General features: G+C 59.3%; 25 protein-coding genes and 1 riboswitch. Of the genes, 12 read left to right on the top strand and 13 right to left on the bottom strand.

Translation table 11 applies throughout. The features are described from left to right. The first annotated feature begins 46 nt into the window (after window positions 1-46). The 6 genes from BSF79_RS19680 to BSF79_RS02065 all read left to right on the top strand — a co-directional run bounded on the left by BSF79_RS19680 (window position 47) and on the right by BSF79_RS02065 (window position 5,468). On the top strand, window positions 47-712 hold the full coding sequence (locus BSF79_RS19680; RefSeq protein WP_175545234.1) for a cytochrome c3 family protein: 666 nt from the start codon (window positions 47-49) through the stop codon (window positions 710-712). A gap of 62 nt (window positions 713-774) precedes the next feature. Beyond that, a complete protein-coding gene (locus BSF79_RS02085; RefSeq protein WP_175545233.1) occupies window positions 775-2,103 on the top strand; it encodes a surface lipoprotein assembly modifier in 1,329 nt (442 codons plus the stop codon). A gap of 335 nt (window positions 2,104-2,438) precedes the next feature. After that, entirely contained in the window at window positions 2,439-3,422 is a 984-nt protein-coding gene (locus tag BSF79_RS02080; RefSeq protein WP_245776289.1) for a thiamine pyrophosphate-dependent dehydrogenase E1 component subunit alpha, read from the top strand. A 22-nt stretch (window positions 3,423-3,444) separates the two neighbouring features. Beyond that, complete coding sequence (locus BSF79_RS02075) at window positions 3,445-4,461, top strand: alpha-ketoacid dehydrogenase subunit beta (RefSeq protein ID WP_090267663.1); 1,017 nt, start codon at window positions 3,445-3,447, stop codon at window positions 4,459-4,461. Window position 4,462: 1 nt separating this feature from the next. Further along, the gene (locus BSF79_RS02070; protein ID WP_090267661.1) at window positions 4,463-4,705 is read left to right on the top strand and encodes a biotin/lipoyl-containing protein; all 243 of its coding nucleotides are present in this window, start codon (window positions 4,463-4,465) and stop codon (window positions 4,703-4,705) included. Beyond that, window positions 4,695-5,468 carry a lipoyl protein ligase domain-containing protein gene (locus BSF79_RS02065; protein ID WP_090267659.1) on the top strand — a complete coding sequence of 258 codons (774 nt, stop codon included), beginning with the start codon at window positions 4,695-4,697 and terminating at the stop codon, window positions 5,466-5,468. Before BSF79_RS02070 ends, BSF79_RS02065 begins: the two co-directional genes overlap by 11 nt. A 379-nt stretch (window positions 5,469-5,847) precedes the next feature. On the opposite strand, the gene BSF79_RS02060 is transcribed toward BSF79_RS02065, so the two are convergent. Genes BSF79_RS02060 through BSF79_RS02035 form a run of 6 tightly spaced genes read right to left on the bottom strand, consistent with a single transcriptional unit; the run spans window position 5,848 to window position 11,791 of the window. Further along, window positions 5,848-6,120, bottom strand: a complete 273-nt coding sequence (locus BSF79_RS02060; RefSeq protein WP_090267657.1) for an amphi-Trp domain-containing protein — start codon at window positions 6,118-6,120, stop codon at window positions 5,848-5,850. 2 nt (window positions 6,121-6,122) lie between these two features. Continuing rightward, entirely contained in the window at window positions 6,123-7,487 is a 1,365-nt protein-coding gene (locus tag BSF79_RS02055; RefSeq protein WP_090267655.1) for a metallophosphoesterase, read from the bottom strand. A gap of 13 nt (window positions 7,488-7,500) precedes the next feature. Continuing rightward, entirely contained in the window at window positions 7,501-8,208 is a 708-nt protein-coding gene (locus tag BSF79_RS02050) for a histidine phosphatase family protein (RefSeq protein ID WP_090267652.1), read from the bottom strand. Further along, a complete protein-coding gene (locus BSF79_RS02045; RefSeq protein WP_245776288.1) occupies window positions 8,201-9,283 on the bottom strand; it encodes an HprK-related kinase B in 1,083 nt (360 codons plus the stop codon). The genes BSF79_RS02050 and BSF79_RS02045 overlap by 8 nt, the downstream gene beginning before the upstream one ends. Further along, window positions 9,280-10,164, bottom strand: coding sequence for a GAK system ATP-grasp enzyme (locus BSF79_RS02040; protein ID WP_090267650.1), 885 nt, complete (start codon window positions 10,162-10,164; stop codon window positions 9,280-9,282). Before BSF79_RS02040 ends, BSF79_RS02045 begins: the two co-directional genes overlap by 4 nt. Next, window positions 10,157-11,791 carry a phosphotransferase gene (locus BSF79_RS02035; RefSeq protein WP_090267648.1) on the bottom strand — a complete coding sequence of 545 codons (1,635 nt, stop codon included), beginning with the start codon at window positions 11,789-11,791 and terminating at the stop codon, window positions 10,157-10,159. Before BSF79_RS02035 ends, BSF79_RS02040 begins: the two co-directional genes overlap by 8 nt. Before the next feature lie 237 nt (window positions 11,792-12,028). On the opposite strand from BSF79_RS02035, the gene BSF79_RS02030 reads away from it, so the two are divergent. After that, the gene (locus BSF79_RS02030) at window positions 12,029-13,210 is read left to right on the top strand and encodes a GAK system CofD-like protein (protein ID WP_090267646.1); all 1,182 of its coding nucleotides are present in this window, start codon (window positions 12,029-12,031) and stop codon (window positions 13,208-13,210) included. Between the two features lie 152 nt (window positions 13,211-13,362). Here BSF79_RS02030 and BSF79_RS02025 read toward each other — a convergent pair whose 3' ends face one another. The 7 genes from BSF79_RS02025 to BSF79_RS01995 all read right to left on the bottom strand — a co-directional run bounded on the left by BSF79_RS02025 (window position 13,363) and on the right by BSF79_RS01995 (window position 19,245). Beyond that, window positions 13,363-14,079 (bottom strand): ABC transporter permease, encoded by a 717-nt coding sequence (locus tag BSF79_RS02025; RefSeq protein ID WP_090267643.1) that lies wholly within the window; start codon window positions 14,077-14,079, stop codon window positions 13,363-13,365. Continuing rightward, window positions 14,076-14,774, bottom strand: coding sequence for an ABC transporter ATP-binding protein (locus BSF79_RS02020; protein WP_090267640.1), 699 nt, complete (start codon window positions 14,772-14,774; stop codon window positions 14,076-14,078). Before BSF79_RS02020 ends, BSF79_RS02025 begins: the two co-directional genes overlap by 4 nt. Window positions 14,775-14,776: 2 nt before the next feature. After that, on the bottom strand, window positions 14,777-15,715 hold the full coding sequence (locus BSF79_RS02015; protein ID WP_090267639.1) for an ABC transporter substrate-binding protein: 939 nt from the start codon (window positions 15,713-15,715) through the stop codon (window positions 14,777-14,779). After that, on the bottom strand, window positions 15,712-16,527 hold the full coding sequence (gene thiD / locus BSF79_RS02010) for a bifunctional hydroxymethylpyrimidine kinase/phosphomethylpyrimidine kinase (protein ID WP_090267637.1): 816 nt from the start codon (window positions 16,525-16,527) through the stop codon (window positions 15,712-15,714). The genes BSF79_RS02015 and thiD overlap by 4 nt, the downstream gene beginning before the upstream one ends. Continuing rightward, window positions 16,524-17,129: a thiamine phosphate synthase gene (thiE, locus tag BSF79_RS02005; RefSeq protein ID WP_090267634.1), complete on the bottom strand. Its 606-nt coding sequence runs from the start codon at window positions 17,127-17,129 to the stop codon at window positions 16,524-16,526. The genes thiD and thiE overlap by 4 nt, the downstream gene beginning before the upstream one ends. Next, on the bottom strand, window positions 17,126-17,914 hold the full coding sequence (gene thiM, locus BSF79_RS02000) for a hydroxyethylthiazole kinase (RefSeq protein WP_090267632.1): 789 nt from the start codon (window positions 17,912-17,914) through the stop codon (window positions 17,126-17,128). Before thiM ends, thiE begins: the two co-directional genes overlap by 4 nt. 56 nt (window positions 17,915-17,970) lie before the next feature. Further along, a riboswitch (TPP riboswitch) is annotated at window positions 17,971-18,065 on the bottom strand. 280 nt (window positions 18,066-18,345) lie between these two features. Continuing rightward, complete coding sequence (locus BSF79_RS01995; RefSeq protein ID WP_090267872.1) at window positions 18,346-19,245, bottom strand: LysR family transcriptional regulator; 900 nt, start codon at window positions 19,243-19,245, stop codon at window positions 18,346-18,348. Window positions 19,246-19,386: 141 nt separating this feature from the next. On the opposite strand from BSF79_RS01995, the gene BSF79_RS01990 reads away from it, so the two are divergent. The 5 genes from BSF79_RS01990 to atzF are packed head-to-tail and all read left to right on the top strand — an operon-like array spanning window position 19,387 to window position 26,360. Next, complete coding sequence (locus BSF79_RS01990; protein WP_090267629.1) at window positions 19,387-20,994, top strand: ABC transporter substrate-binding protein; 1,608 nt, start codon at window positions 19,387-19,389, stop codon at window positions 20,992-20,994. Between the two features lie 4 nt (window positions 20,995-20,998). After that, a complete protein-coding gene (locus BSF79_RS01985; RefSeq protein WP_090267627.1) occupies window positions 20,999-22,036 on the top strand; it encodes an ABC transporter permease in 1,038 nt (345 codons plus the stop codon). An 11-nt stretch (window positions 22,037-22,047) separates the two neighbouring features. Continuing rightward, complete coding sequence (locus BSF79_RS01980; RefSeq protein WP_245776287.1) at window positions 22,048-22,911, top strand: ABC transporter permease; 864 nt, start codon at window positions 22,048-22,050, stop codon at window positions 22,909-22,911. Window positions 22,912-22,913: 2 nt separating this feature from the next. Further along, a complete protein-coding gene (locus BSF79_RS01975) occupies window positions 22,914-24,545 on the top strand; it encodes a dipeptide ABC transporter ATP-binding protein (RefSeq protein WP_090267623.1) in 1,632 nt (543 codons plus the stop codon). Between the two features lie 18 nt (window positions 24,546-24,563). Further along, window positions 24,564-26,360 (top strand): allophanate hydrolase, encoded by a 1,797-nt coding sequence (gene atzF / locus BSF79_RS01970; protein WP_090267621.1) that lies wholly within the window; start codon window positions 24,564-24,566, stop codon window positions 26,358-26,360. The last annotated feature ends 316 nt before the right edge of the window (window positions 26,361-26,676 follow it).

The following is a 26,676-nucleotide window of genomic DNA, read 5'->3' as shown; positions in this document are numbered from 1 at the left end:
GCTTGATCGCCGCCATGGCCCTTTTCCGGCTCTGCCTGAGGTATGAATGACGATACCGACCAAACTGCGCCGTATGTTCTGGGCGTCTGGGTTTTTCGCTGTATGTCTGGTTCTTGTCAGCATTTGCTTTCCGTCATCTTTGGTGGGGCAGAATTGCGGCATTCCAGGCTATACTGGGTCCGAACAAATTTGCGCGCCCGCCAACGGAGGGCTTGGGATCGTCCTGGCATCGGACAGTGGCGACAGGCGTAGATCGCGCCAGCAGAAAGGCGAGGAAGGCCATTCGGGCAATGCCTTTTCTGTGCTGGGCAAGTGCAGCAGCTGTCACCTTGAAGATCCAGTTCTGCCTGAGGGGCACGTGGCCACCGTCGAGATGCCCTTGGCACATTGCAGAACGTGCCACACTCCGAAACGGCCGATGTCGCTGGCGGGGAAAATGCCGCTGGATCACAAGCACGCTTTGGTCGGGTTCGGCTGTGTCGCATGCCACAGTGAAGAGGCCCCGTTCGAAGAGCCGGAAATGGAGGTCTGCCTGACCTGCCACGGCACGTTGGCACAGCTTGCCGCGCGGACGGACCCAAGTCTGCATGCCAACCCGCATGGGTCACCCCATGGTGCGCCATATGCCGAATGCACGTTGTGTCACTGGCAGCATGAAGAGTCGGAGGATTATTGCGCAACATGCCATGACTTCGACTTTGCGCTGCCGTGAGCTGCCGGGCGGTGGCTCGCATCCAGGGGCTGAAAGCTACGAAAGGTAAAACAATGATCTCAATGACTTTTCGTTCTAAAAGCCAGTTGCGGGCATTGATCCTTGTCGTCGGCGTCGTGGTGGCGGCATTTGGGGGGGCAGTGGCGGCAAAGGCCAGCCCGCAATTTGGCGATGATTGTACTGGCTGCCACCAGAGCAACGCCAGGCTTCCAGCCGCACACCCGCCGTTGTCGGCTATGTCCTCGTCACAGTGCGTGTCCTGCCACAGGACCAGCAGCAGCGCGCCGCCAGCGGCCATCACAACAGTCGCGCCCGCCCAGTCTACAGTTCAGGTGCAGGTGCAGGACCAACATCAGGACCGCGAACAGGAGCAAGAGCGCGAACAGGAACAAGCGCGGCTGCAGCGCACCATCGGACGACCAATATCAAGCGATACCGAACTGCGCGGGCAGCATGATGCGGGGAAGGGCAGTCACGCCCACGATGCGCCGCTTAGCCCGTGGGATTTCCGAATGACTCTCGGATTGTTGTCCAGTTCCGATCTTGCGCAGCACCATTCGAACTCAATCTTCTATGGGAATCTGGATGGGCTAGGGTCGTTGGCAGGTGCCAGCAATGAGGGCGAAAGCCCGTCAGGGTCTCGCATCCATCTGGGCGCTTTGGCTAAATACTCCGTTGATCTGGGCGCACGGACAGAGTTGGCCTATGGGCTGAAACTGACCCGTGACCGGTTCGTCGAGGAGGATCTGAACCGTACCAATGCCCGGCTGAGCTCTGAGTGGAAGCGGAAAACCGACAATGAGATCATCAAACTGGAAACCTATCTGCAAAGGATAACCTTTGATGGTGCGGGGGCCGCGAGCGAAACCGATCACACCTCGCTTGGCGCAAACCTTACCTACCACAGTTTTGTCTCGTCCACCGGGGTCTTATCCACGTCCCTGCGCGCCCGGCGCAGCAAATATGACGGCGAGACGGCGTGGCGGCATCCCGATTTCAGTCTGTCCATCGGGATGGCGGACAAATTGCAGGGCGATGTAGAATATTCATACGGGCTTGCTTTCCTGAGCCGCAACAATCCCAAGAGGGCACGGAATAGGTATTTCAGCCAGTCGTTGTTTGCCTCGCTCCAGAAACCGGTGAATGGGCGTCTGACTTTCGGGGTGTCTGGCGAGTTTGGGCTGCGCGACTATGGCGCTCCGGACGAACACACCGGGGTGACAAGATCGGACCGGTTCTGGGACGTCGGTATCGAGGCTTATGATGATCTTCTTCGTATCTTCGGCAGCGTCCCGCGGTTGTCTTGCCACTATACGCAAACCAACTCCAATATTGCGACGTCGGACTCTGAGGCCGCCTATTGCGCCGTCATGGTGGAAAAGCGCTTCTGATGGGGTTTCACGGGTGAACCGGGCGCGCTCGCGCGTGATCCCGATTGTTTCAATCGTGTAAGGGTGCGGTCGCCCCCGAACCAATGCCAGGATCGAAGAAACCAAGCAATAACATATGTCGCCCCGCAGGCGATGCCAAGAAGCGGCTTCTGCCAAAACCCCGCAAAAGCGGGGGGCGATTTCGACGTCAGGAAAATCGGAGTTGAAGTGCCTTTTGGATAGAAACTGATCTGAGTCAAGGCATAGCCATGTCAGAGGGATACCGTCTGAGGGATCGGGCAGAATGGGGATTTTCTGCAAATTACGGTAACTCAAGCCATGAAGGGAGAGAGTTCATGCCGAGTAAATCACAAGTTCTTTGGATGTATGAGGTCATGGAGAAGGCCCGTTATTATGAGGACACGATGGCGGCCGTGTACATGGAAGGGAAATCGCCAAAATTCGATATCGGGGCCGGAACGGTTCCGGGCGAGATGCACCTTGCTGCGGGGCAGGAGCCTTGTGCCGCAGGTGTTTGCGTTCATCTCAGACCCGACGATGCGGTGACGGCCACACACCGGCCGCATCATGTTGCCATCGCCAAGGGCGTGGACTTGAAGAAGATGACAGCCGAGATTTTCGGCAAGGCCGAGGGGCTTGCGGGCGGACGTGGTGGGCATATGCACCTGCTGGATCCGGCGGCGAATTTCTCGTGCAGTGGCATCATCGCGCAGGGCACAAGCCCCGCCGTGGGCGCGGCGCTTGCCACCAAGATGAAGGGCACGGATGCGGTCGCTGTCGCCTATTTGGGGGACGGGGCCGCCAACCAAGGTGGGTTTCATGAGGCGCTGAATTTGGCTGCGCTGTGGAAGCTGCCGGTGATTTTCGTGATAGAGGATAACGGCTGGGGTATTTCGGTTTCCAAAGAGAAATCGACCTCTGTGCCGGATAACAGTGTTCGCGCTGCGGGGTATGGCATTCCCGGTGTGCATATCGCCGAAAATGACACGCTGAAACTGTTTGATGCCGCCAAAGAGGCCGTTGCGCGTGCGCGTCGCGGCGAGGGGCCGACCCTGATCGAGGTGGAAACTTATCGGTACTACGGCCACTTCCAAGGCGACCCGGAAACCTATCGACCCAAGGGTGAGGTCGCGGCGCTGAAGGCCAAAGACCCGATCAAGCGGTTGCGCGATGCGGCCATTGCCGACGGCACCATGACCGAAGCCGAGGCGGACGCGGCGCTGGCACGGGCCAAGGCCGAGGTGGATGAGGCCTTTGCCTTTGCCCGTGCCGCCACCGAGCCCGCACCCGAAGACGCGCTGACCGCCGTTTTCGCGTGACACGTATTCAAGGAGTCAGACCATGACCAGCAATCGCATTCTTCCCATGTCGCGCGCGATCTCGGAAGCTATCGCTCAGGAAATGCGCACCGATCCTTCTGTCTTTGTGATGGGAGAAGACATTGGTGCCTATGGCGGCATTTTCGGGGCCACATCGGGCCTACTTGACGAATTCGGCGATGGCCGGGTTCGGGACACGCCGATTTCGGAAACCGGTTTCATTGGCGCGGGTGTTGGCGCCGCCATGTCGGGCATGCGCCCCATCGTCGAATTGATGTTCGTCGATTTCTTTGGCGTCTGCATGGATTCCATTTACAACCTAGCGGCCAAGAATACTTATTTTTCAGGCGGCAATTACAAGGTTCCGATGGTGATCATGACGGCGACCGGCGGGGGGTATTCCGATGCCGGGCAGCATTCGCAGACCTTGCACGGAACCTTTGCCCACCTGCCGGGGATGAAGGTCGTTGCCCCGTCGAACGCCTATGACGCCAAGGGGTTGATGGCCACGGCGATCCGTGACGACAGCCCGGTGATGTTCATGTTTCACAAGGGGTTGCAGGGGTTGGCGTGGATGGCGTCGCCCGATGGCGCGGCAACTGTCGTGCCGGAAGACACGTACGCGATCCCCTTTGGTCAGGCCAAGGTCGTGCGCGAGGGCAAGGACGCAACCATCGTGACGCTGTCGATGATGGTGCACCACGCTCTTGATGCCGCAGAGGCGCTGGCGAAAGAGGGGATCGAGGCCGAGGTGATCGACCTGCGGACCATCGTTCCGCTGGACCGCGACACAATCCTGAAATCTGTCGCCAAGACCGGTCGGTTGATCGTGGTGGACGAGGATTACAAAAGCTTTGGCCTGACGGGAGAGATCATCGCCACCGTGGCTGAACATGATCCGACTTGCCTGAAATCGGCGCCCCGCCGTCTGGCGGTGCCCGATGTGCCGATCCCCTATAGCCGGGTGATGGAGCAATTTGTGCTGCCGAATGCCAAAACCATCGCTGATAGCGTACGCGCAAGTGTGAAGGGGGCCTGAGATGACCGATATTATCGTGCCTGAAGGGTTATGGGACGCGGATGTGACCCCCGAGGGCATCGTTTCCAACTGGTTCTTTGCGGACGGGGCGACGGTTTCCAAGGATAGCGTCGTTGCCGAGATCATGGTCGAGAAATCGACCTTCGATATCGAAACCCCAACTGGTGGTGTCCTCAAGCACAGCGTGCCCAAAGACGGGGTCATCCGCCCGGGCACGGTCATTGGAACCGTGAATGCGGGCTGAGGCCTCGGTCGGCAGCTCTTTGGCCGTACAAATGAAGCGCTTCTGCTCTGCGGCAGAGGCGCTTCGTCGGCAGGACTACTTTCAAGACAGCCCCTTTGATCCCGGTCAGCCCGCGCTGCTGATCTGGCAGTCGCCGCGCGCCTTGCTGGCGTCGCCTGAGGATGCCCGCCTGCCAGACTTTGAGACGGTCGCGCAGGGCAGTGCCGAGGCGGGGTGGCCGGTTGCGATCCGCCGTGGCGGCGGGCGGTTGTGCCCGGTCTCACCCGGAACGCTGCAATTCGCCATCAGCCGCCCTGTGTCGGCTGGCGTCACGATTGAGACGGGTTATGACGAAATGGCTGCGCTGCTTGAAGGGCTGCTGGCGCGCTTCCAACTGCCCGTCGCGCGTGGCCTTTGTCGCGGTGCTTTCTGCCCCGGGCGATACGACTTGGCGGGGGCCGGGCGCAAAGTCGCCGGCCTTGCACAGGCGTGGCGCCTGCATCAGGGGCAAAGGATCGTGATCACCGGAGCCTCTCTTATTGTCGACGAAGAGGCTGCGGGCCTCGCTGATGCGGTAAACCGGTTTTATAACGCCTTTCAGGCGGCCCCGGCCTGTCGTCCGAACGCCATTGGATCGCTTAGCCAGATGGCCGACCATCCCATATCAGTGGAAGATGTCATGGGCGTTCTGGGCACAATGCTTTGGAACGATGGCGCGCCACCACGCGCCACGCATCGACCCATCTGGATGCAGGCGGCAGATCCCGACACGAGATTTTACTGACGCCGTGCCTGTGCACCGGGTCGAAGAACAATACACGAGGGGGACGTCAATGACGAGAATATGCCGCAAACAAGGACGCCCCCGGCCTTGACGCCAAACGGATCAAAGGCCGCTGATCCGGCCTCACCGATTGGACTGGATCATCCTGCTTGGATAGGGCTGCAGAACACTTTTAACTCTGGTCCCATAGCAGATAGCTCCGATACGGTGTGCTGTTCGCCTTCCGAGGCCTGTACCGCGACGCGCAACTTGCGGTTCGCGTCAGAATTCCCGCATGCTGATCGCTTCGTCTTTGCAGATCGGGAAACTTCAGCCCGTTGCCGACGCCACCGTCCGAATTTCAGAGAGCCGTTCGATGCGCGCAAGACTTGTTGCGGCTTCACGATACGATTTTAGGTGTTCCTTTGGCGATGCTCTGGCTTGGCTGATCGGTCCAAGAGACACGTAAATTTACCTTGCACTGGCCGTCTTCGCGTTCGGCCTTGATCCGCACCGTCATGAGGCCGCTGGGATGTAGCACAAGCTCGTCCTGCTCGTCGGAAAGGGTCAGCTCGCCTTTTGAAAACCCTTTTGTTAGCGCGGCAAGCAACGACTTGATCGTCTTGGCATCATGGAGGGACTCATGCGTAAAACGTGTCGTTTCTTTAGCCATGATCAACTCCAGTTTTCTGCAATGCGTTCCGGTGCAAAGTGCTTTGCTCGCGGATAGTCTCGGCTGAGACCGATCACATCTCCTGAAGGAAAAATCAAGGTGGCACCGGCGCCAATGCCCGGCAAGCCTTCCAGACTGCGCGACGCCCGATCAAGGGTTACATCTCCTTCAAGGTGCAAGACCCCGTGTTTCGCCAAAAGACGCTGACCCGCATGATTGTTCACATGGCCCTGTACGATCATGTGAATGCCGGCCCGGTGCAGTTGATCGACACCCGACGATGTCAACTTGCAGTCCGAAGTGCGGTACTTGGTGCGCACAAGATTGGCCAGAGGCCCGAAATAAAAGGCAAAGGAGGCGCGTTCGGCCTCGGCACGGTAGCGCGCGTTGACCAGATCAGGACCACCTTCCGACAAGAGAGCGCACATGCTGTCATCCAGCCCCGCGTGGACAAAAAGCAGCGAGCCAATACGGGTAACGACATCCATGCGGTCATAGAACCACGCATAAGGGCCACCGGGCGTAAAGAACAGGTCGTGGCATTTTAGCGCGGCGGCGAGCAACTCGCGGGTAGTGAGGCCTGTTTTGGCAACCTGCCGGTCGAATTGGGCGCTTTTTTGCTGCAACTTTTTGATTTCCAGACGGATCACCTTGGCGGGCAGTTGGCCTTTGGCCGCCTGTGAAAAACGCGCGGCCCAATCTGCGGGTGGCACCAGTCGCGCGGCGCAGGCCGTTTCGTCCGGAAGGGCCGCAATATCCGCGTCTGTGACATAGCGATCAAAGACTTCGCGCAGGGCAGGCAAAAGCTTGCGGCCCATTCGTACGAAAAGATGGTCGGTCAAAGGACTGCGGGGGCCGCGAAGCGCATCGACCGCAAGACGCAACCGCAGATCGTGATTGCCTGCAAGAAGATGCAGATCCACCCCGGTGGCGATCACGTCTGCCAGCGCATCGAGCATATCGAGGTTGCTGGGGCCCTTGTCGATACAATCGCCGCCAACCAACACCGTGGCACTGTGGCCAAAGGCCGTGAGCGTAAAACCGGCTTGATCGCTATTCTTTGCAGCCGAGCGGCAGATGACCCCGGCGGCCACAAGAGACCGCAGAAACCCTTCGGCATCCGCATGGGTATCTGACAGGAACACCACCGGCTTAGAGGGCCAGTGCCAGCCACCATGGGTCCGAGCTTTCTCCAGACAGGCCGAAATTTTCTGCATGTGTTTTGGATCGCCGGTGGCGGAATGTGATGCCTGCAACGACCATGGTTCAACGTCGCGCGGCAGGTCCGGAATATCGCAGTTCTCGTCGAAAACGGGCGGTAACAGCTGTGCGGCAGAGGGCGTCGAAAATGCTGTGGCGTTCTGCAAGACGTGGTGATCCTCAGTCCAGTGGCTCTTCCTTGATCGGTCGTTTCTTCCAGGCGCCGTCAAAGTGTTGCCAGCTAACACGGGCATTGTAACAAAGCAGTAACGGCTGGGCGTGGTGCATCGAGTGTGACGCGATCTGCGCATAAGGCAAGACGTTTAGGTGGTGCGCGCCATGGCGGAACGACGCACCATGCCCAACAAACAGTGTTAGCACGCCGGGCGCGGACGGTTGGCACGGTTCAATGACATCGCGCAAGTATCGGGCGACGCGCGCGCCTGCGTCCATAAGGCTTTCCGCGCCGTGCAGCGGCAGGCAATAGTGGCTGTCGGATTTCCATCCGGGCGGGGCAGGGGCATAGCGTGGGTCAGTCTCCAGCACGGCCTCGATCTCTTCCACCGTCAGGTTGGCCGCGCTGCCAACGCTGCGTTCGGACAGGGAAGGCGTTTCGCGGATTTCTGCAACCTGGTGACCATGGGCGCGAAGTTTGCCTGCGATTTCAAACGCGGTCTGCCAGGCGCGCAACTGTGGCGAACAATGCAGGGTCGGGTTCAGCGTGACCTCATAGCGTTCAAGCCGGGCTGCAATGTCATCTCCACACGCCCGCGCCTGTTCAATCCCCTCCGTTGTCAGAGGAAAAGGTTGCAGGGCCGAGGGCGCACCAGCGCGTTGATGATACTCCCCATGCCGGATCAACGCGGCAAGGTTCAGCGGCTCAGCCATTGAACAGCACACGGCCTTGTTCGGCGAGCGCGTCAAAATCGATCCCGCCTGAAACCTCTTTCACCCGCACCCCTTGTAGCGCCTCAAGATATGCGGCGGGGATGGGGGCGATGCCATTGCGCAAGAACTGGCCATCGGGAAATTGATAGAAGGGTCCCGGACTTTTCATGATTGCGCCCAAAAGGTCAGGACGGTCCGCCAGCGCGACCTCGGTTACGCGTGTTGGTGCATTGGACTGACGGCTCCAGTTGAGAACCCAGAAGTCGGTCAAAGGCGCCGCATATTGCACGCGGTTCGGCCCATAGACGTCTTCGATGATTAGGTCGTATTTTTCTTCAAGCGTCCACAGGGCCTCGGGCGCCATTTCCCGCAGTTCGGTGTGTCGGGCCGGTGAGAGCATACCGTGCAGGCGTGGATTGCCCACGATCGTGCCCGGATTGATCCGTGGATGTTTCGGGATTCCCAGCGCCTCGACAGGCGAGCCACCGCGCACCATAAGCCGGTCATTGGTGACGAACCGCGTGCCTTCCAGGTCCATCATGCGCAGGATGGATGTGGATTTTCCGCCGCCCGACAAGCCGGCGATGGCCAGCGTCCGGATGCCGTTGGTTACCGCTGCTGCATGGCAGATTTGCCAACCACCGCGTTGACAGATGTTGAGCACTTGCGTGTTGATGAAGTTGATCACCGTGCTGACGTTGTCCATCAATGGTCCAAAGGCAAGAACTTCGGTTTGCGATTGAAGGAACGTGACGCCAGTTCGGACCTTGTGGATCAGGCGGGCGTCGTTCAGATCAAAGATGGCATCTTTGCGCCCAGCTTTGCCGGGCTCGCGCGCCCATTCGACCCATTTCGGCGCGACCCCAAGCATCTGACCGGGAAGCAGCTTCACCGTTAATTGCGCGGCCCCATCGCCCAGCGCCTCGGCGAAATACTCTACAAGCGCGCCGCGCAGGGGCTCGGGAGACAGAACTTTCAGAGTGATTGGGCCGACCTGAAGATAGAACGGGTCTGCCTCCTCAGCGGGGGAAAGGTCAAGCTGCGCAAGAACGTCTGTGGCTTTAGTCAAAGTCATGGCTGAACCTCGTGAAGAACATGCTCCGCGATGCGCGCTGCTGCATCGATCCCGCAGCCTTCCAGCGCACCGCGATAGCCGCCAAAGGCCGAGACCTCGAACACGATCGGGCCTGCGTCAGTCAGGGCAATATCGACTGTGGTAAAGCTCAGCCCAAAGGGGTCCTGTGCCCTGCGACCGAGCGCAATTAATTCGGCATCCGGTTGGAAGGGCGCGTATTTTCCGCCTGAATGGATGGTCGTATTCCAACTGTCCGACTGGCTGATGCGTGAATAGGTACACAGATATTCGCCGTTCAGGAACACCATGCCAAGATCCTGTCCCGACAGGTTCTGTTTCTGCTGGATGTACATCACCGGGTTATCGGCGTGAAAGCTGGCGATTTGTTGCACGGCATCGGGGGCATCGTGATCCAGCAGGATCATGCCGCGCGCCTTGGTGGAAAACAGTGGCTTAAACACCGCAGAGCCATAGCGCGACAGCGCGTCGTGCGCGGCGCTTTCGTCTTCTGTGATGATGGTTGGCGGCATGGGGATTTTAGCATTGGCGAGGGTGACAGTGCAGGCCAGCCGATCCATCAGCCTCAAGATCGCCTCGGGGCGGCTGAACATTTTTACGCCACGCGCCTCGGCCACGCGCAGCATTTCCAGCCGGTCAAGCGCATCGGGGTTGTAAATCTCGGAGATCTTTTTGATCACCAAACCGTCCAATGACCCCAGATCGACGCCGTTAAACATCAAGGTTCCCGCGGCCAGATCAAGTGTCACCCGCGCCATGTCGATCACCAGACGAAAACCCGTGCGCGCCTCCAGCGTATCTGCGATCGCTTCGGTGGACCATTTTCCGGGAATGCCGACCACCCCGATTTTTACGTCAGTCACTAAACAGCTCCCTTATGGGCAGTTTCAAACGCGCCTCGCGTCCCACCGGGACAGCCAGCACCATTTCCAGTAGATATCGCGCCCGCAGGAACATCCGTGTTGCGTGGTCGTGATCAAAGATAAAGCGGGTCGAACTGGCAAACGACCGGGCCAAGCCCAGCGCCAGTCGGTATTCGAAAGTCTTGTCGCCCTGCGTCCGGGCGAATTTTGCGGCGGTGTCATGCAGGCCGATGGCGACCCGCGCAATGCGCGCGCGCGTGGCGGCATCAAGCACCTGCAGGCGATAGTTCGATACCATAAAGACTGACACGTCCTGAACGTAGTCCATATAGCGTGACCGGTGCAGGTCGATGAACCGGATCTTTTTCTCAACCGGATCAAAGATCACATTATCAAGATTGAAATCGCCATGGATATAGACCGAAAACGGCGCCGTCAGAGTGCGTTCGCGGGCGGCTGCGGCGGCGATCAGGTCTTCAAAGCCGGGCAACTCAACGCCTTGAAGCATTTTTTTGCCGCCGTGAAATCGTGGATGGATGCGATACACATCGCCCATCCGGCGCGACAGCTGATCCATCGAGGCGGCCTCGGCGGGGTCATCGGTTTTGGTCTTGCGCCAGATATCACGCACGGTTTTATGCAAGGCTGCCTGCGCCGCAGCAAGTTGCGCGTCGGACCCGTTCAACACAATGTCCTCGAAGGTCTTGCCGGGAAGATGCTCGATCAACAGCGCCGCTGATTCACCGCGCTTTTCATAGGACAGGATTTTGGGCGCGAGGCCGGGATAGACAGAATTCCAGCTTTTGACCCCCGCGCGTTCTTCCTTCACCTTCTTGTGGTCGCCATCCTTGAACACCGCATCAATCGGTTTGCCTTGGGCGGTGTGGGTGCTGACGCTGGAAATGGCACTGCCTGACCGGGTTTCGGCCAAGGGTTCCAAAGCGATATCGTCGTCCGATGTGCTGGCCCCCGCCAAGACACTGCGCAGGGTGAAATAGCGATCAAACTGAACGACCTGACCGATGTTGATCGACAGGATCGCCTCGCTTACCCCCTGAACCGCCTCGCCCATCCGGCGGATTTCATTGGCCGCCAGCAGGCTATTGGCCAGATCAGCGGTGTGTTTCGAGCCGTGCATGTCGCGCGTATAGGTGCGAAACAGCCGGTCATAAAAGTCATCAAGATTGGCGCGGGTCTGGCCGATTTTAACTGCTTTCCGACTGTCGCGCGATTGCAGCGCGGCCTGAACCAACCTCAGCGAGCTGCGTACCTGCTGGATTGGTTTCACATAGGCTTCCGCGCGCAAAAGCTTTCGTTGTGCCACGCTTTCGGCGTGCTGTACCGCGCGCCGCGCCAACCGGCTGAGTAGGTTTAGATTGCGCGCCAGTGTATCGATGCTTTGCAATTGCAGGTGGCGGGTTTGCGTGCTTTTGCCGCGTAAAAGGCCGGACAGACAAGCCTTTTGAACACGCGATCCAAGGTTGTGCGAATATCCCGCCCGCTGGACCAGCCGCTGCGCGGTCTCGGTCTGGGGGGCTTCGAAATAAGCTTGCAGCGTGGTGAGCTGACTGTCGAGTTCGGCCAGCAGAAACGACAGGTTTTCATCAACCGCTTCGGGCAACTTCATTGCGGTGTCCTCAACACTGTTGTGCGGGTCCGTTCTTCCAGACAATTGGGTGAAAGGCAATCGTGGGTCCAATATGTTGTCCTGGTTTCGAAAGACGAAACTCTGTTCCTTCCTAAGGGTGACAGCGCCCACTGTTGGCCTTATCTGGGTGTTGGGCATAGTTACGCCCTTATCCGCGACGCGGGTCTCCTATCCAAGGCGGAACAGACCGCCGTCGAAAAAAGGCGTTTCTGTCCCATGGCGAAGATCACGATACAGCGCGAGGCACGCCTGCCCGACGACCTGCGTGTCGCCCGATCTCTGAGTGCAACCCACCTTGGGCCGCGTATCCTGTTCTTTAGCGGCGGCAGCGCTTTGAATGATATCTCGAGGCATCTCAAGCGCTACACTTATAATTCATGCCACCTGATTACCCCGTTTGACAGTGGCGGCAGTTCGCAGGTTCTGCGCGAAGCCTTTGATATGCCAGCGGTCGGGGATTTGCGCAGCCGTCTGATGGCGCTGGCCGATGAAACGGATCTTGGTCAGCCAGACATTTACCGTCTGTTTACACATAGATTGTCAAAAACCGCCGAACAAGAAGACCTGAAAGCCGAGGTTGACGCGATGATCGAAGGCAAGCACCCGTTGATCAAGGCGATTTTGCGCCCGATGCGGATGCTGATCCAATCCTTCATCCAGGATTTTGCCAAGGCCGCACCAGAAAGCTTCGACTATCACAATGCCAGCATCGGCAATCTGATCCTTGCCGGCGGTTACCTCAGCAATGATCGCTTGTTGGAGCCTGTGTTGTTCTTGATGTCCAAGATGGTGGACGTGCGCGGTACTGTGCGCGCTGTGGTCGACGAAAACCTCCAGCTTGGGGTGGACCTGGCAAACGGTCAGCGTGTCATTGGCCAGCGTCGCATTAGCGGCAAAGAGACAAGCCCTATCACCTCATCCATCTCGCGGCTGTTTCTAAGTGATGGTAAAAAGGAAATCTTGCCGCGCGAAGTTCCGCTTCCGAAAAGAAACAGGAAACTCATAAGTCAGGCGGATATCATCTGCTATCCACCGGGAAGCCTGTTTTCCAGCGTTGTCGCCAACCTCCTGCCTGCGGGCGTTGGGCGCGCGATCGCCGCCAGTGATGTGCCCAAAGTCTATGTTCCCAGTCTGGGCCATGATCCTGAAGCATTTGGCCTCAGTCTTGCGGATCAGGTTTCGGCGCTTTTGGCTCCACTGCGCGCCGACGCAGGAGAGGACACCCCAACCCATCGTCTGCTTTCACATGTCATCTGCGATAGCGGTGTCGATCGTTCGATCTGCGCCGAAGTGACCGCGCGGCACGCAATTCCGTGTCATCGTGTTCCACTGGTTGATGGCACCCCTGATCGATACGATCCGGCCCGCGTCTGTGAGATGCTTGTCTCTATGGTTTAGAAGACTGCGGTGCACGCGTTTGATGGCGCGGTTTCTGTCTGAACGATCGCGCATTCAAGGTCTTGAAGCGTCGGAAAAGCAGTGTTCGTCAAACACGTCCAGTTTGGACACTGAGGCGGTAGCTGAAGGGCAACTTGTGGCGATCCCGGAGGTCAAATTTCGAAACGACGCAGAAACCGGTGGGTTACTATATTCAGCACGAGTGTCATTGCGACGATAAGGGCCAGCGCCGCGAACATCAGGTCGATGCGCAGCCGGGCATTCGACATCAACATCAGATACCCCAGACCTTTCGATGCGCCGACCCATTCACCGATGACGGCCCCGGTGGGGGCGTAAGTTACCGCGATCCGCAGGCTTGCGCCGAGCTGCGGCAAGGCGTGAGGCAAGCGCAACCAAATTAGGGTGCGCCATTGGCTGGCCTTGGCGATATGAGCTAAATCAAGCGTTGCGGCGGGCGTTGCAAGCAAACCGTCCAGAAGACCAGATGCAACAGGGAAAAACACCAACAGGACCGTCATGAGGATTTTCGGTCCCGCGCCATAGCCAAACCAGATGGTCAGTACAGGTGCCAAGACGAAGACGGGCAGGGCTTGTGAGCCGGTGAGGACAGGGCGCAGCACCCTGCGAACCCCCGCCGACAGCATCATGATGAAAGCGGCTGCAATGCCGAAGAACAGGCCGATCGCGATACCCGCCAGAACCTCGCCCAAAGTCACCAATGTATTGTGATACAGCAGTTCCGAGTTGTCGATCATGGCGCGCAAGACAGACACAGGCGTGGGCAGAACGAAGGCTGGTAAAAGCTGCAAGCTGGCAACGATCTGCCAAAATCCCAAGATGGCAAAAAATGGGGCTGCGCGCTTCATGATGATTGCCTGATCCGGGTCAGAATTTGCCCTGCGGCCAGTGCCAGTTCCAGGTCGCTAGAATCGCGTGGATGCGGTGGGGCAAGGGCAGGGACCGTTGCCAAGCCACCCTGCGCAAGCATGAAAAGATGTGTGCCCAACCGCAGCGCTTCTGCCGGGTCATGGGTAACAAGCAAGACGGTGCGCCCGGCCAACTGCGCGTAAGCCAGTTCTTGCATGGCGGCGCGATTGGCGGGGTCGAGCGCGGAAAAGGGCTCATCCAGAAGGATCAGAGGCGCATCCTCGATCAGCGTGCGGGCCAGCGCGACGCGCTGCCGTTGCCCTCCGGACAAAGTCTCGGGGCGGCGCGGCCCAAAGCCCGCCAAACCGACAGAGCGCAGAATGCTTTCAGTGCGAACCGGATCGTGGGGGCGTGCGGCAAGCCTTGCCATCAGCGTTACATTCTGGGCGACTGTGAGCCGGGGTTGCATGAGATCTGTCTGACCCATCCACCCGATACGGTCCGGTCGGCGAATGGTGCCCTCGAAGGTCGCACTGGTTTCGAGCCCGGCCAACAGCCGCAGGAGAGTGGATTTCCCTGCCCCTGACGGCCCCATCAGGCAGGTCCAGCCGGGCTCAAGCGTCAGCTCAAGCCCAGTGAACAGCTGCTGACGGTCGATCCGCGCCGACCCGGTTATGCCCCAGTTCGCGGCCATATCTATTGCGCGCCAAGCGTGGTCGCGATGGTAGAGACCTCCGGCGCCTTCGCGATCATGCCGATATCGGCCATATAGGCGCCAAAGGCTGCGTATCGCTGAATATCGAGGGTGCCGGGATCTGTCGCAAAGAGCGGTGCGGTTGCCTGCCATGCTGCGGCATTGAGTGTGTCGTCCAGCTCGGCGGAATAGGCGCGGAACGTCTGCCACCCGGCTTCGGGATCTGCCATGATTTCGGTCGTGGCGCGCTTTGTGGCTGCAAGGAACCGCGCGATCTTGTCGGCGTCCACGGTTTCGGGGTTGGTCAGATAGATCAGTTCGTCATAGACGGGAACGCCATGTTCTTCGGGTAAGAAGCACCGGCCGGTTTTTCCGATGGCTGTCATTTGAGACAGTTCAAAATTCCGAAATGCGCCGGATACCGCATCAACTTGACCCGCAGCCAAAGCAGATGTCAGCGCGAAGTTCACGTTGATTTGCTCGACGTTTGCCGGATCTACGCCGTTGGCGCGCAACATGGTGTGCATCAGCGCCTCTTCGAGGCCGGGCACGGAATAGCCGACCCTGCGGCCTTTCAGATCGGCGAGGGTCTGAACCGGGCCGCCCGCATCGACCATCACACAGTAAAGCGGCGATGAGATCAGCGTACCGACGCGCATCAGCGACAGCCCTGCCGCGTGTTGCAGATAGAGCTGCGGCTGATAGCCAACTGCCAGATCCACCTTGCCTGCCGCGGCCATCTTCGGCGGATCGGATGGGTCGGCGGGGGCGATTATATCAACTTCAAGCCCGGCCTCGGCGAAGTAGCCACGGCTTTGGGCGACGATGATCGGCCCGTGGTCAGGGTTTACGAACCAGTCAAGCATAATGGACAGCTTGTCTTGGGCCTGTGCTGGGGTCGTCAACAGTGCGAAGGCGGCGGCCGTCAGGAGATGTTTCATGGGTATGTCCTTTGGGAGAAAAAGTGATCGACTGGGCCGTGCCCGTGGTCATTTCTGTGCCCAACGCTGAGGGCATCGGCGCCACGAATGGCGCCAAGCGTATAGGTTTTTGCGGCCCGCACGGCCGAGAGCGGATCACCCGTCAGGGCAATTTGTGTCGCAAGCGCTGAGGACAGCGTGCAGCCTGTGCCGTGCGTGTTTTTCGTGGCGACCCGAGGGGCTTCGATCCAAGTTCTGCCCGTCTGAGTAAGGAACAGGTCAGGGCTGTGACCACCAGAAAGATGTCCGCCCTTGAGCAATACGGCCTTGCATCCAAGGGCCAACAAGGCCGCCGCCTGCGCCTCCATCGCCGCGCGCGTGGTGGCTTCGGGTTCATTCAGAAGATCTGCGGCCTCTGGCAGGTTCGGCGTTATGACACTTGCATGTGGCACCAGGTGGTCGCGCAGGGCCGCGACGCTCTTGGCCTCGAGCAGTCGGTTGCCGCCCTTCGCCACCATGACCGGATCCAGCACGATGGGTATATCGCGGCCCTTGAGGCAGGCCGAGACAGCCGAGATAACGCCCACGTCGCCCAACATGCCGATTTTGACAGCATCGACACGAATGTCATCAAATATTGCGTTAATCTGTGCAGCCACAAACGCAGGGGCAAGCAATTCAACGCCAAAGACCCCACAGGTATTTTGCACTGTCAGTGCCGTGATGGCGGCCATTGCGTAGCCGCCGTTGGCCGAAATCGCCTTGAGATCGGCTTGGATGCCGGCCCCGCCTGAAGGGTCAGACCCGGCGATCGAAAGAATGTTGGGGATCATTCTGTTCTCCATTTTTGGAACATGTCGCGCGTTGCCATCTCGGGATCAGGAGCCTGCGCAATCGCGGACACGACGGCTAGGCCCGCGCATCCGATGGATTTGAGCATCGGAATATCCATTGCCTTCACGCCGCCAATGGCAACGGTGGGCACAGGGCTGACGGCGGAAATGCGGGCAAGCCCGTCCATACCAATCGGCGTGGCGTGGTTGGTTTTCGATCGGGTCGCGCGGACAGGGCCTGCGCCAATGTAGTCCACGTCTTGCATTGGCAGAGCGGCCAATTGGTCAAAGCTCTCAATGGAAAGGCCGAGGATTTGATCGCGCCCGAGGGCGGCGCGGATGCCGCGCGGGTCGCCATCTGACTGTCCAATGTGCAGGCCCGCAGCGCCGCTGGCCAAGGCAACTTCAAGCCGGTCATTGATGATCAGTGGAACGCCGGCTGCTGCACAGGCGGGTGCCAAGCGACGGGCCTGCGCGATTAGTTCGGCGTCGGTTGCCTGCTTGTCGCGCAACTGGATCACGGTTGCCCCACCACGCAGCGCGGCAAGGACAAGCGTGTCTTCGGCCCCATCTGGTGTCACGAAATAGATCGAGAGATTCATGTCGCGACCACTTTTGCCCCGTTGTTTACGTCCTCCGGTGTTATCGCGTGCAGCGCATCGATGAAGCCCATGGCGAAGCTGCCAGGACCCTGCGCCACCTTCGCGGCATGTTCGCCTGCCAGCCCGTAATATGCCAGCGCCGCGACTGTGGCCTCAAGCGGGTCTTGCCCGACAACAAAGGCGCCAACCACGCCCGTCAAAGCACAGCCCAAGGCCGTTACTTGCGGCATCAAAGCGTGACCATTGGCAATGCGAAACGCTTCTGTGCCATTTGTCACGAAATCTATTGGTCCGGTGACGGCAACAACTGCGCCGGTTTGCTGCGCCAAGATACGTGCCGCGTTTTCCGCTGCACTGACCGTATCCGCCGCATCAGCCCCTTTGCCCTTGGCGGCTTCGCCGGTGAGGGCGATGATCTCGGACGCGTTGCCGCGAATAACTGTCGGTTTGCAGGTCAAAAGCTGTGCAGAGGTTTCGCGCCGGAACGCCGTCGCACCTGCGGCGACCGGATCCAGAACCCACGGTGTGCCAACGGTATTGGCGACCTGAGCCGCAGCGGTCATTGCACGAACCCAAGCGGGGGATAGGGTTCCGATGTTGATCGTCAACGCCTGTGTGAAAGATGCAAACTCGGCCGCTTCTTCTTCGGCGTGGACCATTGCCGGCGACGCGCCGCTGGCCAACATGGCGTTGGCCATCACGTTCATCGCGACATAGTTGGTGATATTTTGCACAAGCGGCGCATGTGCGCGCATCGTGGCGAGGTTTTTGCCCCAGTTTGTCATTCCATCGTCCTTTTTCGTGCGGATGGAATGACGGAACGCGTGGCCGGATTAGATCCGGGGCTGAAACCGCGACTTCCTCCGCCAGCATGATCTGGTTCAGGTTCAAAGGGTGCTTCTCAGCCCGGCAATCCGGACGCCCCTGTCACAACGTTAGGTATAGCCGACCTTAACCGATCTGCCAGCCCTAATTTCCGAACAGCCAGCGGTTGGTCTGACGTGGTCGGGCCGCTCCGGACAGGCTTGGACCAACCAAGATGCAAGCGGGGGTGGTGGCGATCATACACGTGGCGATGGACTTCAATCGTGAGTGCGTTGCTTCCGCCATTCGGCGCGGAGGGCAAGGGGGCAAAACAACGAGGCCCCGCTTATTCTAGGAGGCAATTTTAGCAATGCTTGGTTTCATGCAAAGAGCTGGCCAAAACAGTTTTCTATCAATCAACCTGCTCAGCCAACACGGCCATGAGTTGGTTGGAGAACCGCGCGGACGCGACGGGCAGAACCCGGCCTTTCATCTGACCCAGCAAGAGCTTGCCTGTCGGCACGTCTCTTTCCAGCAAGGGGCGATGGGTGATCGCGTTCTGCTGGTGCTCATCCAGGCCAATCGGGATCTGAAACCCAACGGCGTTTTCGTGGGTGACATAGTGGCGGATCATCTCGAAGGATTCGGTTTCGACCGCAGGATAGAGCGACCTGCCGATCCGCTTGGCGCCTAGTTCCAAAAGGTGGCGGACGCCATAGGGCAGGGCGGGCAGAGCCAGCTTCTGGCCCAAACAGTCGCGCAGGCGGAGGACTTCCTTGCGTGCCAGCGGATTGTCTTTGCGAAAGACCGCATGGACGGACTGGGTAAGGGTAAACAGGACTTCGAATTCGACAAGGTGAATGGGCTCGAACACCAGCGCCAGATCACTGCTGAACGATGCCAGGTCCTGTTCCGCTTGCACGCGATCGCGGACGTTGACGGAGAAGGTTACACCGGGGTGATTGGCGCGATAGATCGCAATCTGCTGCGGTAGGAAATAGGGTAAAAGCGCCTGCGAACAGGCGATAGAAACATGCCCGCGCCGCTCGCCCGACAGATCAGCGACCTGTGACTGGATACGCGCGAGATCGGTGCGCTGCGCACGGATGTGCTGCATCAGGAGTTCGCCTGCCGGATTCAGGCGCATCCCGCGCGGCAGCCGCTCGAAAATGGTCCATCCGAACTCCTGCTCGAAGCCCTGAATACGCCGGTTCAGAGCCGAGGCAGTAAGATTCATATCCTCTGCCGCTTTGCGAATAGAGCCCGCCCGCACAACCGCCTCGATCAGCTCGAATGTCTTCAAGTGCTTCATACTGATAAGTTTTTCCATATGTGTTGCAAAAAATGCACCGCTATAATGAGTATATAGCAATAGAAGTTGGCGCTGGTCCAGCGCACCCTTTTTCCAAGGGCCGAATCTGCACGGCCGGATCAGCAGCGAGAGGGTTTTTCCATGACGGACACGACGACACGACGCAACTTTCTGAAAATGGGTATGGCCGGGGCGTCTGTCCTGCCGTTCCTGCGTGCCATGCCGGCGGCCGCCCAAGGGGCGGACACGTTGGTGGTGGTCTCTGGCCAGACAATCAACAGTCTGGACCTGCACCGTACTGGCACCAATCGCGCGTCATATCAGGTGGCGGTGAACTGCTATGACCGGCTTGTGTCCTTCGGCACCAAAGAGGTGCCGGGCGGCGGCTTGTCCTATGATTACGACACCATCGTACCCGAGCTTGCCGAAAGCTGGACGGTGTCAGAGGATGGCCTGACGATCACCTTCAAGATCAAACCCAATGCAACGTTTTGGGATGGTGCGAAGGTGACTGCAGAGGATGTAAAGTGGTCCTTCGATCGCGCTGTTTCTGTTGGGGGGTTTCCCTCGGTTCAGATGAAGGCCGGTGGGCTTGTGCGCCCTGATCAGTTCGAGGCCGTCGACGCAGAGACCTTTGTCATCACGCTTGACCACCCGTCAAAGCTGGCGATCCCCGATTTGGCTGTGCCGGTGCCCTTCGTCATCAACTCGGCCGTGGCAAAGGCAAATGCCACGACGGATGACCCTTGGGCGATGGAATACCTGCATATGACGCCCGCAGGCTCGGGTGCGTTCAAGGTGCTGCGTTGGACACCCGGAGAGCAGTTGGTCTATGAGCGGAACGACAATTGGGTCGGCGGCCCGGTTCCGGCTGTCAAGCGCGTCGTGGTGCGCGAAGTGCCCAGCCCGGCCACCCGTCGCGCGCTGGTCGAGCGGGGCGATGTGCAGATGTCGTTTGATATTCCCGACAAGGATGCCGCCGAGCTGGCCGAGATCATTGATGTCTATTCGACGCCGATTGAAAACTGCATTCATTGCCTGTGCACGAATACCAAGTTCGAGCCGTTTCAGGACGCTGATGTGCGCAAGGCCGTCGCCTATGCCGTGCCTTACGAGGATATCTTCCAAGCTGCGGCTTACGGGCGTGGCGCGCCGCTCTGGGGAGGCGAGGCGGAAATCACCGACATCGCCTGGCCACGCAAGACACAATATTACACCGATATCGACAAGGCTAAGGAATATATGGCAAAATCGGGCTATCCCGACGGGTTCGAAGTGCCTTTGTCGATCAGCCTTGATCTGGCTTCATGGATGGAACCTGCGGCTTTGTTGATTCAGGAAAGCCTGGCGCAGATTGGTATCACCGCCGAGATCGAAAAGATCCCCGGCGCCAACTGGCGCACCGCCGCGTTGGTGGAAAAGCGTTTGCCGCTGCATCTGGAAAACTTCGGCGGTTGGCTGAACACGCCGGATTACTATTTCTTCTGGGCCTATCAGGACGGGCATCTGTTCAACTCCTCCAATTATCGTAACGAAGAAATCGAGGATCTGGTGAATGCCACGTTGCACATGCCGATGGATGACCCGGACTATGCGCCCAAGATCAAGCGCATGTTCGAGATCGTGTTGGAGGATCTGCCGCGTATTCCGCTCTATCAGCCGGCGCTGAACGTCGCGACCAATGGGGCAGAGGGCTATGAGTTCTGGTTCCATCGTCAGCTCGACGTGCGCCCGTTGTCGGCCGGTTAAGCCTGTGTCCGTCGCCGCATATCCCCGGCTGCGCGCCGTCGCCTTTCGCGTCGCGCAGTCTATTCCGGTCGTCATCGGTGTCGTGGTCATTAGCTTTCTGCTGACCCGGACGCTGCCCGGTGATCCTGCGGCCTATTTTGCCGGGGCAGCGGCGGATGAAGCCTCCATTGCGGAGGTGCGCAAGGCTCTGGGGCTGGACAAGCCCTTGATTCAACAGTTTTTCATCTATGTTGGCGATCTGATGCAGGGGGATCTGGGGCAGTCGATTTCAAGCGGTCGACCGGTCGCAACCGATCTGGCAAGTCGCTTGCCCGCCTCGTTGGAGCTGACGCTGACGGCGCTGATCCTGTCGTGTGGCATCGCTATTCCTTTGGGGATTCTGGCGGCCACACGCCCCGGATCCTGGGTCGATCATCTGTGTCGTGTGCTGGTGACTGCGGGGGTTTCTTTACCGACGTTCTTTACCGGGATCGTACTGATCTATGTGTTTTACTATCTCCTTGGCATTGCGCCGTCGCCTTTGGGGCGGCTGGATTTCATCTATCTGGATCCTGACCGTGTCACCGGGTTTTACCTGATCGACGCCGCGCTTATGGGCGACTGGGAAACCTGGCGCGGGGCGGCGAAACAGTTGATCCTGCCGGCGATTACTCTGGCTTTGTTCACTCTTGCGCCGATTGCGCGGATGACGCGCGCGGCGATGCTGACGGCGTTGTCGTCGGATTTCATCCGCACGGCGCGGGCCGCCGGATTGTCCCGTGGCACCATCCTTTATGGATATGCCTTTCGCAATGCGCTGCTTCCGGTGGTGACGACCTTGGGCATGGTCTTTTCCTTTACACTTGGCGCCAATGTTCTGGTGGAAAAGGTCTTTGCCTGGCCCGGCATCGGATCCTACGCGGTCGAGGCGCTTGTGGTGTCGGACTATGCCGCCGTGCAGGGCTTTGTTCTGGCTATGGCACTGCTGTTCGTTGCGCTCAACCTGGTGATCGACCTGCTTTATACCGCGATTGATCCGCGTATCGGGTTCTCCTCAAAATGACGGATACGCCCTTGAAAACAACGCCCAAGGCAACCGGCGGCTTTGATCATCTGATCTATGTCCTGCGTGCTAATCCGGTGACTTTGCTGGCCTTCGGGATGTTCGCGCTGATCATGCTGTCCGCGATCCTTGGTCCTGCGCTGGTGCCCTATGATCCGCTACAGACCAACGCCGCAAAAGCGCTACATCCCCCGTCTTGGGATCACTGGTTCGGCACCGATAACGTGGGCCGGGATGTCTTTAGCCGCGTCATTGTGGCCACGCGCCTGGACCTGTGGATTTCGGTGGCGGCCGTCGCGCTGTCCTTTGTGGTGGGCTCTGTTCTGGGCTGTATCGCGGGGTATTGGGGGGGCTGGCCGGATATCGTGTTGAACCGCATCCTTGATACGATCATGGCCTTTCCACTGTTCGTGCTGGCGATGGGGATCGTGGCCGCGCTTGGCAATACGATCGAGAATATCATCTATGCCACCGCGATCATCAACGTGCCGTTCTATGCCCGGCTTGTCCGCGCCGAGGTGAACATCCGCCGCAGCGCAGGGTTTGCTCAAGCCGCCAAACTGTCCGGCAATTCCGATGTCCGCGTTTTGGCGATGCATATCTTCCCAAACGCGCTGCCACCGATGATGGTGCAGGTATCGCTGAACCTCGGCTGGGCGATCCTGAATGCGGCGGGGCTGTCTTTTATCGGGCTCGGCGTGCGCCCACCGACCCCGGAGTGGGGGATCATGGTAGCCGAAGGCGCGAATTTCATCGTCTCGGGCGAATGGTGGATGGCGGTTTTTCCGGGGCTTTGGCTGATGATGGCCGTCTTTACCTTCAACCTTCTGGGCGACGGGCTTCGTGATATCGTCGACCCCCGCAAAAGGACGTGAGCATGTTGAGCGTCAAAGACCTTGCCGTGTCGTTTCAGACCCGGCGCGGCACCGTCGACGCGGTGCGCGGTATCAGCTTTGATTTGGCCAAAGGCGAAATCCTTGGCATCGTCGGCGAAAGCGGGTCGGGAAAATCGGTGACCTCCTATGCCTTGATGCGCATTCTGGATGCGGGCGGCACCATCGCGGCGGGCGAGGCGACCTATAGCGGGATCGACCTGCGCCGCGCAGCGGAACGCGACATGCGCGACATTCGCGGCCGCGAAATTTCGATGATCTTTCAGAACCCGCGCGCCGCGCTGAACCCGATCCGCAAGGTGGGCCATCAGATCGAGGATGTGTTGCGCCGCCATGCCCGCGCCACCCGTCAGGATGCCCGCGCCAAGGCGATTGCCGCGCTCAGGGCGGTGCGTATCAACGATGCCGAAGCGCGCTATGATGCCTATCCGTTCGAGCTTTCGGGCGGCATGTGCCAACGTATCGTTTGCGCCATTGCACTGGCCTGTGATCCGCGTCTGCTGATTGCGGACGAGCCCACGACAGGGCTGGATATCACTACGCAAAAGGCGGTGATGGATCTGGTGCGTGACCTGATCCGCGAACGCGGCATGAGCAGCATCCTGATCACCCATGACCTTGGCCTTGCGGCGCAATATTGCGACCGGATCATGGTGATGAAGGACGGGGTGATTGTCGAGCAGGGCGATCCGGTGCAGATTTTCAGCGCGCCACAGCATCCCTACAGCCGCAAGCTGGTGGATGCGACCCCGCGCGTTGGCGAAAGCATTCGCAGCCTGCTGCCGCCCGAGGACCGAAAGGCTGAGCTGCCCCATCATGTGCATGACCGTCCGCTTGTTGAGGTGCGTAACCTGACCAAGACCTATCGCGGATCCTCTGGCCCGGTCCATGCGGTCAAGGGCATTTCCTTTAGTATCAAGCAGGGCCAAAGCGTTGGGCTGGTTGGGGAAAGTGGCTGTGGAAAATCCACCACATCGGAAATTCTGGTGCGCCTGATGGATGCCACCAGCGGCGAAATCCTGTTTGATGGCCACGACATCGCGGGCATCCCGGCGCAGGGATTTGCCCGCAACCCGCGCCGCGCCGAAATTCAGATGGTGTTTCAGGATGCCACCGACAGCCTCAACCCGCGTCATACAGCGCGTCAGACGATTGCGGACCCTTTGCATCGGCTGGGCGGGTTGCGCGGTGCGAAACTGGCGACTCGGGTCGAGGAACTGGCCACGCTTGTCGGCCTGCCGCTACCTTTGCTCGATCGCTTTCCACATCAGCTTTCGGGCGGTCAGAAGGCGCGCGTGGGGATTGCACGTGCGGTGGCACTGGAGCCCAAATTCCTGATCCTGGACGAACCGACCGCCGCGCTGGACGTGTCGATTCAGGCCGTCGTTCTGAACCTGCTGGTCGATCTGCGCGCCAAGCTTGGCATGACCTATCTGTTTGTCAGCCATGATCTGCATGTTGTGCGGTTGTTGTGCGACCATGTGATCGTGATGAAAGCGGGCGAGATCGTCGAGCAAGGCCCTGCACAGGATGTCATGTCCAATCCGCAACACGACTATACCAAGACGCTGCTGGCGGCGGCGCCCAAACCACCTGCGCGCCGCCAAGTGGCCTGAATAACCGGAGACATTGTTATGCTAAGCGATCTGCCCTTCACATTGACCAGCCTGAAAGACGCCTATGCGACGGGTACGCGCCCGATCGATGTCATCGACGAAATTTTTGCCCGGCTGGATGCCGTCAATGATCCGGGGATTTTCATTCACCTGCGCGACCGCGACAGTCTGCGGGCCGAGGCGGCGGGACTGGGGGCATATGATCCATCCTTGCCGCTCTGGGGGATCCCCTTCGCGGCTAAGGACAATATCGATGTGGGAGGGATCGAGACGACAGCCGGTTGCCCGGCGTACGCCTATACCCCCGAGGCCGACGCCTTTGTCATCGCGAATTTGCGGGCTGCCGGTGCGTTGATGATCGGTAAGACCAATCTGGATCAATTCGCCACGGGTCTTGTCGGGGTGCGCACGCCCTATGGCGCGCCGCGCAATGCGGTTGATCCACTGATTGTGCCGGGCGGGTCTTCGGGCGGTTCTGGCGTAATTGTGGGCCACGGGATCGTGACCTTTTCGCTTGGTACAGACACTGCAGGATCTGGCCGGGTGCCTGCTGCACTCAATAACATTGTCGGGCTGAAGCCCACGCTGGGCGCATTGTCGGCGACTGGTGTGGTGCCAGCCTGTCGTACGTTGGATACGATTTCGATTTTTGCGCTGACCGTTGATGATGCTTACGCGGCCTTTGCCGTGGCGCGAGGGTATGATCCGGCCGACGCGTACTCCAAACTTCTTGTGCATGAGAAACTCACCGCCCCTGCATCAGATATTCGGATCGGAGTTCCTGATGCCGCGTCCATCGAATTTTTCGGGGACCAGATTCAGAAAGAAGCATTCGACCGTGATGTTGCTGCCCTCGCGGCCACGGGCGCGCGGATCGAACATATAGATTTCAGCCCGCTCTATGCCGTGGCGCGTATGCTTTATGAGGGCGCTTGGGTTGCCGAGCGCTACACGGTCATCCAGGATCTTCTGACGCGCGACCCTGATGCCGTTCATCCCGTTACCCGACAGATCATCACGCATGCCGAAACGATGTCCGCCGCCGATGCGTTCCGGGGCATTTACAGGCTGGCGGACCTCAAACGCGCGGCCGAACCTATGCTCGCCGGTCTCGACATGCTTTGCGTGCCGACAATTCCGACGTTCTACAGCGTGGCCGATCTGGAGGCGGACCCGATTACGCCGAATTCAAACTTTGGAACCTATACAAATTTCGTCAATCTTCTGGACATGTGCGGCATCGCCGTGCCCACGGCGGCGCGCAGAGATGGCAGGCCGGGCAGCGTCACATTGTTGGCGCAGGCGGGGCAGGACGCCAAGGTCGCATCGGTCGCGCGCGGCTTCGAGCAGGCATGTTCGCGTAACATGGGGGCCACACCGCATTCGGTCCCGAACCCCGCACCGTTAGCCGCGGCGGCTTCGGACACCATCGAGCTTGCCGTCTGTGGTGCGCATATGGCGGGTCTGCCGCTCAACTGGCAGCTTTCTGATCGCGGCGGCCAGTTTCTGCGCAAAGCGCAGACTGCGGCGCAGTACCAGTTCTACGCATTGGCGGGCGGGCCGCCGGAACGGCCGGGCCTTGTTCGCGCGATTACGCAACCGGCCGCCTCGGTCGCACTGGAAATTTGGTCCCTGCCGAAAAGCGCGCTTGGGAGTTTCGTCGAGGGTATTCCAGCGCCGCTTGGGATCGGATCAATCGAATTATCGGATGGAACCTGGGTGAAAGGCTTTGTTTGCGAGGCGAGCGGGACCGAGGGCGCCACAGATATTTCCGAAATCGGGGATTGGCGGAAATACCTTGGACATACGGCCTGAAGATTGATGACGGCGGGGCGGATGGGGCGCTATTGTTGAACAAATACCTGATGCGTGACGTCCCTGTTGCTCGTTGTGTTTTGGCCACGCGCACGCGATCTGCCGTGCCAAGGGCAGGCAATCGGTTCAACGAGCCCGCGCCGCTGCCGCATGCTGTGTTTGCGAGCACGCCGTTCGCCATAGCCAAAGAACTTGATCCCGATGCTGTTCGTCAGAGAGAAAAGTGGCCATGTCAGCCTGACGACCTCCTTCGGATCTGCTAGGATGCCGCGACCATGTGTTTAGATTTGGACGCAATCGGAGCACCATTGAGCGA

The organism is Thalassovita taeanensis (assembly GCF_900110775.1).
Classification (GTDB): Bacteria; Pseudomonadota; Alphaproteobacteria; order Rhodobacterales; family Rhodobacteraceae; genus Litorimicrobium; species Litorimicrobium taeanense.
Note: the sequence above shows the minus strand (reverse complement) of the source record. Positions and strands in the feature narration are given on the sequence as shown.